General features: G+C 58.8%; 4 protein-coding genes. 2 read left to right on the top strand and 2 right to left on the bottom strand.

Features of this window, described 5'->3' with window-relative positions; translation table 11 throughout:
• Together WBG04_RS15465 and asnB are read right to left on the bottom strand one after the other, a co-directional pair.
• The coding region (locus WBG04_RS15465) for an autotransporter-associated beta strand repeat-containing protein (RefSeq protein ID WP_424315357.1) at positions 1–1514 on the bottom strand (1514 nt) is incomplete at its 3' end.
• 449 nt (positions 1515–1963) lie between these two features.
• On the bottom strand, positions 1964–3907 hold the full coding sequence (asnB, locus tag WBG04_RS15460; protein WP_424315356.1) for an asparagine synthase (glutamine-hydrolyzing): 1944 nt from the start codon (positions 3905–3907) through the stop codon (positions 1964–1966).
• Between the two features lie 233 nt (positions 3908–4140).
• On the opposite strand from asnB, the gene WBG04_RS15455 reads away from it, so the two are divergent.
• Positions 4141–4572, top strand: coding sequence for a DUF2141 domain-containing protein (locus WBG04_RS15455; protein WP_424315355.1), 432 nt, complete (start codon positions 4141–4143; stop codon positions 4570–4572).
• 54 nt (positions 4573–4626) lie between these two features.
• The gene (locus tag WBG04_RS15450; protein WP_424315354.1) at positions 4627–12513 is read left to right on the top strand and encodes a hypothetical protein; all 7887 of its coding nucleotides are present in this window, start codon (positions 4627–4629) and stop codon (positions 12511–12513) included.
• Positions 12514–12516 lie beyond the last annotated feature (3 nt).

Raw genomic sequence — 12516 nt, 5'->3', positions numbered from 1 at the left:
GTCCAGTTCAAGGTGCTGCCGCTGATGGCGAAGGAACCGAAGCTGCTCACGTCCTTCAACAAACCGGAGGTATCGTAAACCGCGACCCCCGTATTGGCCGCCCAATCGGTGACACCGCCGGTGACGTTGAAAATGTCGCTCCAAGTCCGGTCGTCCGTCCAGAAGACATTGGTAAAGTCCAGGTCCTTATTCTGGATTACTCTGAACCTCGCCCCGTCCATGACGGTCATCGAAGCGTTGATATCCACAGCGTCGTAGGTGCTGCCGCGCACACCACCGGCAGCGGTATCGACGTTGGCCGCCAGATCCCACTCGAAGATTGAGGTCGCGCCGTAAGTCGTCGCGCCGTCGATCGTCTGCAAGCCACTACCATTGCCTGCGGCGTGGATCCCGTTAATTACGAGCGAGCCCACCTGCACTGTGCCAATGCCCTTGAGGGTTTGACCCTTGCGGATCTCCCAGGAACCCGTATTCCGCGCACTCGCGTCCAGAATGGCACCGGATGATTCCTCGCCACCCACCACTATGACACTGCTCTCCGAGATGCTGCCGCTGCCGCTCAAGGTCAAGGTGCCGCCGTTGACCGTCGTCGTCCCGGTGTAGGTATTGGCTGCTGTGAGGATGAGGTTGCCGCCGTTGACCGTCGTCGTCCCAGTGTCGGTAATGGCTGCCGCACTGAGGGTAAGGTTGCCGTTGCCGGCCTTGGTCAGGCTGCTGTTGGCGCCTACAAGTTGCTTGAGGGTGACGTCGTTGCCGTTGGTGTCAAGCGTGGCAGTGCCTCCCAGAATCAGTCGGCTGGAGACGTCCTGCGAGTTGCCGGCATTCCATTGCAGGGTGCCATTGTCGACCATGATGTTGCCTGTTGTTCCAAGCGATCCTGCGGCGAAGCCCAGGGTGCCACCCGTGATGGTTGTGCCGCCCCCGTAGGAGTTATTAGTATTGGTAAGGATTAGTCTACCGCTGCCCTCCTTGGTGATCGATGAGGGGCTTAAGACATTATCGCTGATTGACCCCGCGATGGTCAAATCGTTTGTGCCGTTGTGCGTCACCGTCAGGTGGTTGTTTAGCTTGACGGTGCCAGTGCCCCCCGAGCCGATAGTGAATTCGCCGCCAGCGTCTTGGTCCACCGTGATGCTGGGTAGGACCAAATCCCCAGCCTTATCGCTTCCGATGCTGTTAAAGTTAAGGGCCGACTCAAATTGAGAGCCGTTTTTATCACGATAGTAGAGTCCGATCGCAACATTTTCGTCGGCATTGTTGTTGAAGCTCAGCGAATTGATCCGGAAAGAAATGCTGCCCAGATAGTTGGTTAAATTGTTTGCACCTGTTTCATAGAAAGTCAGCTGATTTGATGAGGTCAAAGCGTCGGGGGCCGTGCCATCGACCCAGTTGGAATCTTCAGTCCAGCTGTCACCTCTACCGCCTTTCCACGTGTCGATGGCGTGAGTGGTCTGGGTAAGAAGCGGCGTGGTTGCGGCGAGCAAGGCGCTGGTGAGGAGGGAACAACGATTCACGCGGGAAGAGAGGACTAGGAAACGGATCCGGTGACCAGCGAAAACTATAGGCGGGGGAAAGACTTGTTGAAAAGAGCCGTTGTGAAAGGGGTCTGAATGTGAAAGCGAATGAAGCCTTAGTCATGAGGGGTGCTAGATTTCGAGCATTCGAGACCTGTAAAATAGGGGTCATTTAGGGGCTTTGATTTTTCCAAATAGGGTCAGTCAAGGTTTTTGAACTTTTCAGTCGCTTGAGAACAATCCGACCATTGGCGGTCATGCTCCGCGCTATGGCAGATGAAAGGGACGAGCCAATCCGTGGGGTGACGGCCCACCTATGTTCTGGTTCGCACCGGAGGTTCCACAATGCGAATCGCCGGGTTCGTCCTTAAAGGACGAAGATTTGCCTCCCTGCGTGTTCCTTCCTGGTCTGGCAGGACAGGGCAGGAATGCCCTTGCTCCGTTTTTGATCAGGTAATCCAGGGGTCGAGTTCGCAGAGGCCGCCGCCGAGGTAGAGGTGATGCCAGAGTTGGGTGGCGAGCACGCCGACAAAGCTGACTTCCCAGCCCATGTGCGGTGGCAGTCGGCCGGGATAGCGGCGCAGACGTTCGCGGATGTGGTGGACTTTGCGGACGTCGAAATACCCCGTTTTTTCCAAGGCTTCAGTGCTCATGAGTTGCTGCACGAAGGGAGGCTCGGGATCGAGGAAGGAACCGGAGTAGCGCGCGCGAAAGATGTTTTTCGGACGCTGTGCGATTTCTGGCGGCAGGATATTTCCGGCAAATCGTCGGAGGAGATCTTTGTCACGGCGCAGGCCGCGCAGCTTGAACTCCGGGGCCAGGTTGGCGCAGTAATCGACGAGCTTTTCATCGAGAAAAGGAAAGCGCGTCTCCACCGAGTTTGCCATGGCGGGGCGGTCTCCTTTGTGGGTCATGAGAAGGCCCGGGAGCATGACTTGATAACCGAGATAGAGGGAACGGTTGAGCGGGTCCCAGTGCTTCATCCGCTCAAGGTTCAGTGACAGGTCGTCGGTGGCAGTGTGCCCTTCGAGCCGGGATTCAAATTCCTGCGAGTAAACGCCGTCGCCGGACAAACTACAGAAGGCGTAGAGGTCGGCCATGGCGTGGTAGCCGCCCATCTGCTCGTAGCGTTTTTGGTAACGCGACCACGGGTGATGCTTGGGGCGTTCGAAAACGCTTTGTCGCCAGCGGTTGGCGAGGCCGATCCGGTCGAGCGGCGCGATGTAGCGGCTGGCTTTGAGCCAGGGATAACCTGCCAGAGCTTCATCGGCACCCTCCCCTGTTAAGGCCACCTTGTAGCCGGCGTTTTTGACCGAGGTGGCGAGCTGATAGATGGCGGCCGATGAGGTATCGATGACCGGGCATTCCGCTGCGATGACAAGGTCGCGGTAGCCATTGGCGATCTCCTTTTCCCCGCACTCGATCTGGGTGGGCAGGCTGCCGATTCGTTCCGCCGCCATCAGCGCGCGGTCGGTCTCGTCGAGCTTGGGATGCCGCATCCGGATGGTGAAGGTCGGGATCGGGCGCTTGAGTTGACGGCTGGCTAACAGAGCCACGGTGGTCGAATCGACGCCGCCGGACAGGTAGCTCACGACCGGGACATCCGCCCGCAGTCTGAGGCGAACGGCTTCTTCGAGATGATCGCCAAACTCGGTGACTAATTTCTCCGGAGCGCCTCCTTGTTCGGCGCCTTGATCAGGAAAATCCATTTGCCAATAGCTGTGTTCACGGATCTCTGCGGGACGACTCGCGGTGGGCAGGTCGATCTTCATGAAAGTGCCCGGTAGCAAGGCGGAGACGCCGGCAAACATCGTTCGCGCCGTCCCCATGGCGAAGAAGCTGAAGATATGATCGAGTCCGAGGGGATCGACTTCGGCCGCGACACGACCCGAGGCGAGCAGTGCTTTGATTTCCGATCCGAAGTAGAGTCTTTGGTTGCGTTGGGCCCAGTAGAGCGGGCAGATCCCAAAGCGGTCACGGGCCAGAATCAGGGTGCGTTGTTTGAAATCCACCAGCGCGAATGCGAACTGGCCGTGCAGGTGTTCGAACATCTCGCAGCCATACTCTTCCCAAAGGTGGACGAGGATCTCCGTATCACATTGGGTTTTGAAACGGTGCCCTAGCTTTTCGAGGCGCTGACGCTGCTCGGGGTGGTCGAATAGCTCGCCGTTGTAGACCACGGCGACATTGCCATCTTCATTGAAGATCGGCTGCTGACCGTCTTCGAGGCCGACGATGCTCAGCCGGCGCGACGCCAGACCGATGCCGGGTCTCGTCAGTTGCCCGCCCTCGTCGGGACCACGATGGATGATCGCGTGGGCCATCCGTTCGAGTTCTTCGGGTCGGACCTCCCGCGGTCCGGCGAGGTCGATGATTCCAGCAATGCCACACATCCTGCAGTTCAGCTTTTCTGGGTGGCGGGGGAGTCTCCCCCAAAGTGTGCGACAAGAATCATTCGAGAATTTTTTTCACGGCGTGATGCCAACTATGTTCCGGCGGGTCACTCTTGACACGGATCCCGGCTTATCAAGCTCGGTCTTCTCATCAGAACGCCGACATTTCGACCTTCCATACCTTTTTTGGTCGTATCGGCTTGGGGACAGGGCTAAGGGTTTTCTCTCAGGGTATGAAATCGCTACTTCTGACTCTTATCACATTCCTTCCTTTTTCGACGATCACCGCCGGCGAGAAGGTGACGGTGACCGTTGAGGTGAGCAATATTCCCACTGCTCAAGGAAACCTCCTGATCGGGATCTACGATTCCGCCGGTACTTTCGTGAAGACGCCGCTGCCCCAGTCGCCGAAGATCCCCTTGAAGAGTACCGAGCCGATCCGAGCGCGGATCAAGGGGGTGAAACCGGGAACTTATGCCATCGTGATCATCCACGACGTGAATGGAAACGGGAAGCTCGACAAGAACTTCATCGGGATGCCCAAGGAGCCGATTGCCTTCTCGCAGAATCCGAAGATTCCAATGGGTCTCCCTTCCTTCGACGCTTGTTCCTTTGTCGTCGATGGGGAGGATCTCTCGCTCAGCATTCCGTTGAAATTAAAGTAAGGCGTTTTTCTTGCCGATTGACCGACCAAGGACAGGTCCGTCATAGTCCACGCAGTGAGATTCCGGTTGAAGGCGATGGCCTGGGCAATGGCCATGGGCTTGATTGGAGGTAATGCGTCGGCCCTCCAGAACGATGCCTTCGGGAGTGCTACGGATCTTGGTTCCGTGGCGTCCGTCCGGGTTTCGTTCGACTCGCGTCCTGCCACGCGTCAGGTCGGCGAACCTTCACATGGCGGAGATAGTTACACGGGTTCGGTTTGGTGGCGTTGGACGGCACCGGCCGACGGTTTGCTCTGGCTTTCCCTTCCCCATTCATCGGCCGACTCCGGGACGCGTGTGGTCTACACCGGGGAAAGCCTGGGTTCACTCATTGAGGTCGCCGACGACTCCTATGGGCGGCTGGAGGTAACGGTCGAGGCGGGGCAGTCGTATGCGATTGTCCTGGCCGAAGAGGTCTTGGGGCAGCTCGAGTTGGAGTTTCATCCGGTGCCGTCGAATGATGACTTTGCGAACCGGCAGGACATGGGTGCCAATGCAGTGTGGTCGGTCGGCGGATCGACTGTGGCGGCGAGTCGGGAAGAGGGTGAGCCGTTGCCAAAGGGGGACAGCACGCAGGGGCCATCGATTTGGTGGAAATGGGAAGTGCCGGAGGACGGACTGGTAAGTTTTGATCTGATAGGGACGGATGAGGCGTACTGGAATGTGGGTGTCTACTCGGGTGAGTCCATTGAGGCTCTCGAAGTCGTCCACGAAAGTAGCCGCTACTCCAACACGTACGCATCGTTGAGCCGTTTCCGCGTCGCCAGGGGAGAGAGCCTTTCCATTGTGGCCGCGACCGATACCACTGGAAAGGCTGGCGACATCCGGATCAACTGGAGTTTGGAACCAACGCGTTATCAGGGAAACCCGGAGTCGGCGGTCGATTTGGGGATGGTGACGGAAGCAGTCGGCGAGGGAATTACGACCGCTGTGGGCAATGTTTTGGGTGGCTCGAATCCGCTGATCTGGTGGGCGTGGACGGCGCCCGCCAACGGGTCGTTGCAATGGCAGCTGGGTCAGGTGGGTGAGGGCTCGGCTCCGACTTCGGCGGTCTATGATGCGGAGTTGAATCGCTTGAACATCCGCGATTCCGATGGCGGCTACTACTGTCGTGCTGGAGAGACGTATTTTCTCACCGCATCGACCAGCCAGCAGGATCAGGTGACGTATGCGCTGTCTTTCACCGCCGCGGACGCCAAGGACGACCTCGCAGCGGCCGCCCCGCTCGTGATGGGAGACAACCCGTATGACCTGAGCACTGCAGGGCTTGAGGCGAACGAACCGCAAGGTTCCTCGTGGCCTTGGGATCGGTCGGTCTGGTGGTCGTGGACGCCGCCATCGGACGGAGTAATCTTTCTTGAGGTCGATGGCCGCTACGATAAGCCCCATCTCGGCTTATGGCTGGAGTCGAACCTTGCCGAGCCGCTCGCGTTTCAGAGTTTCCCCCGGCAGCTCAGTATGACGGTCGAGGCCGGTGCTCCGATAAAGATCGGGGTGCTTGGGGATCTCTACAACAATGATGCACTGGGTCCCGACTTGCTCCGAGCGAGCTTTATTCCGGCGGTGGGTGATCATGATGATTTCGCCGATGCAATCGATCTTGGCGATGGTTTGCGGGTGCTGGGTTTCGGCGATACCGAAAATGCGACCAGCGAGCCGGGTGAGACCGTGCGGCCCTATGGCGATGCGAGTTTGTGGTGGAAGTGGACGGCACCGGTCGACTGTTATGTTCGGGCACGCAATGGTCGACCGGGATCGAACATGGACAGTTTCGTTTCGAGGATTTCTCTGCGCATGGGAAGCGCGGTGGATACGCTGGTGGACTACACGCCGGGATCGCTCGTCCCGGCGGGCGAGGTGCTGTGGATTTCACTCGGAAACTGGAGTGGCACGTCCCTTCCGGTTTTGTTTGAGCTGACGGCGTTGCCCGCACCTGCGAACGACTCCTTTGCTGCGGCGACGGATCTCGGTGGGATCGATGAGTGGGATGAGCGCTTGGTGCTCGATGGTGCGAGTCTCGAGACGGGCGAGTCCCATCCGACGAGTGGTGGCAGTCTCTGGTGGCAGTGGACAGCGCCGCGCGATGGGAACGTCGAATTTTTTGGTCCGAACTGGCATGTTTATCATGGGACGGCAATCGACGCGCTGCAGCGCCTTGGCTCGTCGAGTTCGACAGAGTCGTGCCGCTTCGCTGCCGTGGCGGGGCGCCGCTACTACTTTGCTTTGGTGGGGGCGTCCGGGATGCCTGCGGCGGTGCGGATGAAGCTTGGACCCATCCCCGGGGGTGACTGGTTCGATGATCCCGTGGTGGTGAGCTCGGCGGGAGACTTCGAGCTGACTCCCCCGCAAGGAGGGACGCTTGAGGCGGAAGACCTGCTCTGGTTCCCCGATGTGACCAAGACCTTCTGGTGGCGTTGGGAGGCGAGCGAGGATGGTTCTCTGGCACCCGAGGATTCGGTGGGTGAAGGGATTCCGTGGTATCTTTTCGAGGAAAGCGGAGGAGCGCTCGTGCCGGTGAACGACTGGGCCGTTTCGGCGGGGCGAAGCTACCGTATCGCCTATGCGTCGAAGTTCGAGGGATCGGCGCGTCGGTGGCTGTTTCATGCGGCGGTGGCGAATGATGACTTCGTAAATGCGCTCGATCTTGGGACTTCGACTGAATGGACCGACGATCAATCGATCTGGAGCGCGACCGTGGATGCCGGGGAACTCGAACTTCTACCGACTTGGGCAAGCTTGGCGACGGGCGGCACGTGGTGGAAATGGACGGCTCCTTCTGATGGTGCCCTGACGATTGAGGCCCGAATGCTCGGCTCATTTGGAAGCTGTGCCTTGGTGGTGGGAAGTGGCTCGGATCCGGCATCGATGGAGGTGCTGCTGAGCCCCGGCACCTCGATGGGATCAACCCGATCGGGAACCGTGCGGGTCAAAGGGGGGCAGCAGCTTGCGATTCTCGTAGGAACGAGATTCTGGCGGGACGAGGGAGACCTGCAGCTCACTCTCGAGTTTGCTCAAACGCCTCCGAACGACCACTGGACCGAGGCCACCGATCTCGGTTCTGCGGCAAGTGCTGTTGGCTCCGGAACGAACGTCGGTGCGTTGCGGGACGAGTTCGAGGAAACCTATCTGGGAGGTGCGGTCTGGTGGAGTTGGGTGGCGTCCGCTACCGGCAACGCCTTCGTGACGGCGGATTTGCTGAGCGATGGTGAGAGGCTTGCTGTGTTCCGAGCCGAATCTGGATCGGACCCGGTTGCGGCAGCAGTGACTCCGGCGTCGGCGGCCAGTGGGCAGACGGCCCTTTCGTTCCGGGCGACCGGCGGCGAGCGTTACCTGTTTCGAGTTTCATCGGATTCAACGGACGTCGGTTTGATCGAGATTGGCGTGCAGCTTGGAGAGATGCCTGAGAACGATGATTTCGCCGGGCGTATCGTCCTGCCGGGTGATGAGTTACCGCAGCTTTCCGGCAATCTTGGAGGGGGCACGCTGGAAGTCGGCGAGCCGGTCTCCGGGTCGTGGACGTCTTCGGCATGGTGGAGCTGGACTCCGGATGAATCGCAAGGGCTGCTCATCACAGCAAACGACATCGGCGTGGGCGTGCTTCGAGGTGAGGATCTGGCAACGCTTGAATGGTTGGCAGGTCCCCGGTCGGGGGCGTTCTCGCTGGAGTTTGTCGGTGGTGAGACTTATCACCTCGTGGCTCTTTCCGGAACGAATTCCAGTGGCGTCTTCGAGGTTGATTTCGAGAGGATCGAGCGCGCTTCCAATGATGATTTTGCCCAAAGAATCGACCTTGGAAATGAAGTGCCTTTCGAGTGGTCGGGGCACAACTACTTGACGACGGTTGAGGAGGGCGAGCCGCTCTCCTCAACGTCAGCACGCAATTCGATCTGGTATGCATGGACCGCCCCTGTCACCGGTGTGTTTCGGATAGAAGGCTCCGGTTCCGGGCTGTTCACTCATATCGGTGTCTATCGTGGAGATGCGGTCGATAGCCTAACAGAAATCACGAATCGAAGTGGAGTCGTTCTGTTTGAGGCAAGCGAGAATGAGGTTCTGATGTTTTCGATAAGATCCTCGGCTGTTGAAGGGGCAATGGACTTCCGGATCGAAGTGGGGGCTCTTTCCGTGAACGACGATTTCGCGGATCGAATTTTGATTGAGGATTCTTCACTCGTCCTTGAAGGAGACACGGCGTTTGCCAGCGTTGAGCCTGGAGAGCCATGGGCCGCCTCGAATAGCTTGTGGTGGGAGTGGGTGGCCCCTCGCAGCATGGAACTCGGGTCTGCGATGACTGTCCGAGGGGGAAGCTTGTTGCTCAACGTCTACGAGACGACCTCGCCCGATCCGGAACTCTCCGATCTTCGCTACAGTGGGGGGGTGCCTGGTGACATTAGAGTCACTGCCGGAAGGCGCTATTTTTTCCAAGTAACCAGTCGATTCCAGTCCACCGTCGGATACGATTTTCGAGTTGAGCTTTTCGAAGACGTTTTCGGTAAACCTTCGCCTGCCGAACCTCTGAACAATCGCTTCGCGAACCGGTCGGATCTTGGCAGCGAGGTCGGGATCAAGGTCGCGGGCAATGTGTATGGCGCGACGCTCGAGCCAGAGCAGTCGGGTAGAGACTACGACGGATCGATCTGGTGGTCATGGACGGCACCGACAAGCGGTGTGTTCGGACTCCGGCCCGGACAAGGGAACTACCCTCGACCGCTGACCGTTTACACAGGTGACGAGCTGTCATCCCTGACTTCGATTGCCAGCAGCACCTTCCGCGACCTTTGGTTTGAGGCGGAAGCGGGAGTGAGCTATGCCTTCGAGTGGCGTTCCTCTGATATCAGGTATCTGGATTGGCGAAGCTTTGTCTCGTTCGAGATTATCGAGGCTCCCGCCAGTCCGGCGAACGACGACTTTGCCGGAGCTTTTTCTCTCGATTCCGGATGGGGCGCGTTTGCGACCGGGTTGAATGTCTTGGCGACTTCCGAAGTGGGCGAACCATCGCACGGTGGAAGCCCTGCTACGGCAAGCGTGTGGTATCGGTGGACGGCAGAAGAAACCGGTCGGGCAGAGGTGTCCTGTTTTGGGGTGGTCCTGCGGACGGGGGTCTATCAGGGCAGTGGATTTGGAACCTTGATCGAGATCGCTTCCGGAACAGAACCGATCGAATTTGATGTGGTGGCGGGTCAGGAATATTGGATTGCTCTCGACTCCGAGCAGCCATTCTCGTTCTTGATTCGGGTTAATGAGGTGGTGGTTCCGCCAAGCAGCCCCGATTTCTTTGCCGATGCGGAGGAGCTTTCGGGAGCGGTGGCGAGCGTGGAGGTATCAACGGTCGGGGCGAGTCTCGAGGAGGGTGAGCCGTATCATACCGGGAGCATTTTTCAGGGCGGCTCGGTCTGGTATCGCTGGACGGCACCGGCCAATGGCCCGGTTGAAGTCTCCGGCATGGATTCCTCGAGTTATCATTTGGCGGTATATCTCGGAGACGAGCTTGCTTCACTCGCTCCCATCGCTACCGGTCTGGATTATACGCGATTGCGGTTTTTCGCGGAGCTGGGCACGGAATACCGGATTGCAGTTTCGGCGTCCTCTTCGGTGAGCGCGGAATTTCAGCTTCAGCTCGAGCAAGCCGCCACCTTTCCAACAAACGACCGGCTCGCGGAGGGCACGATCCTGCTAGGGCTGAGCGGTACGGCCTCGGGGGACCTCAGTCTGGCTTCGCGGGATGCAGGTGAGCCGTGGCATGCTTCGTCCCCGTGGGAGGCGACCGTTTGGTATCTCTGGACGGCGCCGGTCGACGGCAGCTGCGTGTTCGAAGTCAACGGCAGTGGTGATGAGTGGCTGGCGGCTTATCAAGGTGATTCCTACAGTGCGTTGCTGTTTGAGGCTTCAGGCAAGCAGCAGGTCGGATTTTCAGTCCAAGCGGGCAAGGTCTATTCGATTGCGGTTGGCGTGCCGTCGTATGAAGACGCAGGTGGATTCGAGATCTCCTTCGATTGCCGCGAACATGCTTCGAATGATGCCTTCCTCAGCTTGAGTGATCTGGGGACGACGAGTTCGGCAATGCTTTCCGGACGCCTGCTCGGAGCGACTCGAGAGTCCATGGAGCCGAATCATGGGGGTGGGACAGGAAGTGGCTCGCTGTGGTGGCGCTGGACCGCACCTGCCGACGGGATCTGGATTCTTGATGGAACGGGGAGCAAATCTTCGGCTGCAATGGCGATTTATCAAGGTGAGGAGATCAATGAATTGCTCAAAAGGGCTTCCGTCTCGAGGAATGGTGGAGATCTTCTTGTTTGGAAGGCGCAGGCTGGTGAAAGCTATTTGATCGTGGTCGATGGGCTGCCGGAAAATGGTGGAGTGGGAGAACTCGAGGTGATTCTTGAGCCGATTTCGGCGCCGAACGATGCCTTCGCAGGTCGGCGACTACTGTCACCCGGGCTGCCGGCTGAGGATCGAATCGTGGTGAATGGAGCAAGTAGCGAAATCGGTGAGTCGAGGAATATGGGAACCGATACACTGTGGTGGGAATGGCAGGCTCTTGAGGACGGCTGGGTCGATATCGATCTAACGGAGTGTGAGAATGCTGCCAGGCCGTGGGTCGGAGTCGGTTCGGAAGTTTCGCTGTTAGGTGAGGTCGCGCTGCAAGAGGTTGCCAGCGATACCTGGAGTTTCAAGGCCGTCGCGGGCAGTCGCTACCAGCTCGCGATTGGATCGCGCTATTCAAACCGGGTGATCACGGGCGAGGTCGTTCTTCTGATGACCGAGGCAGATCGTGCTTCAAACGACATGTTCGCGGATGCTTTCGAGCTGCCCGCAGAACCTGGATTGATCGTGTCCACCAGTCGCGGTGCCGGACTCGAAGCTGGAGAGCCGGTCATCATTCAGCCCACCAACCGCTACCGTTCACTGTGGTGGCATTGGACGGCACCGCGCGACGGGCTGGTTGGGTTTGAGACTGGAAGCGGTGAGTGGGCGGCAATCTTCCATGATGCGGAGGAAATCGCTGAGCTCGTCGAGCTTGGCGAAGTCGTTCCCAACTCTGGCCGATTCCGGGTGGAAAGAGGTCACCGCTACCGCATTTCCGCTGGTGATCGAATTGGGCGAGCATTTGAGATCAAGGTTCTCTTCGGACCGCGTGGGGACCTGTTCGACCAGCCGGTTGAGCTGGGTTCCGCTTTTGAAGTCCGGCGTGACGATTCCCTGACGGGAGGATCCCATGAACAAGGCGAGCCGCTGCACTTCAATTCCCCTCCCGACCGTTCGCGGTGGTACCGTTGGATTGCCCCGTCGGCAGGTCGCCTTGAAGTTGGAATCCTCGCCGAAAGTGCGATTTGGGTTTCGGCCTATTCCGGAGGCCAGATCGATCGGCTCCGCTGCCTTACAGAAGGCTTGAATGAGATCTCGCTCGATCTCGTCGCCGGACAGGAACTTCGACTTGCGGTCGATACTTCATCATCGGTCGCTTCGCCGGACTATCGACTCACGCTCTCGTTCCTTCCCGTCGGCTACGAGGAGTGGCGGGATGGCTACTTCGCCGCAGACGAGCAAGATTCCGGACCGGATGACGATGCGGATCACGACGGGCGCAGCAACTTCCTTGAGTTGAGCATGGGCACGCATCCGAAGATCTTTGATCAAGGGGCGGCGATGAGTTTCGACTTCGTTGATGGAAAGGTGCGACTGAATCTTCGCCGAACCGCTGGGCAGTCCGACTGGTCGCACCACTTCGAGGTTTCGGAAGATCTGCGGGTCTGGACTCCGACGACCTTGCTGGAGCACGTCGACTCGATCACCGACCACGGTGATGGGACGGAGACCTTCCACAGCTTGCTACCGAACTTCGGGCCGGCCACGCAATCGCGATTGCATTTCCGCCCGGTGGCGACGGGCTCGGGTGGCTAGTTC

It is taken from the genome of Haloferula sp., assembly GCF_049672945.1.
Lineage (GTDB): Bacteria > Verrucomicrobiota > Verrucomicrobiia > Verrucomicrobiales > Akkermansiaceae > Haloferula.
Note: the sequence above shows the minus strand (reverse complement) of the source record. Positions and strands in the feature narration are given on the sequence as shown.

What these genes read in the sequence shown, in the direction of transcription:
- asnB (WP_424315356.1), bottom strand. Translation starts at nt 3,907, where the DNA reads ATGTGTGGCATTGCTGGAATCATCGACCTCGCCGGACCGCGGGAGGTC.
- WBG04_RS15455 (WP_424315355.1), top strand. Translation starts at nt 4,141, where the DNA reads ATGAAATCGCTACTTCTGACTCTTATCACATTCCTTCCTTTTTCGACG.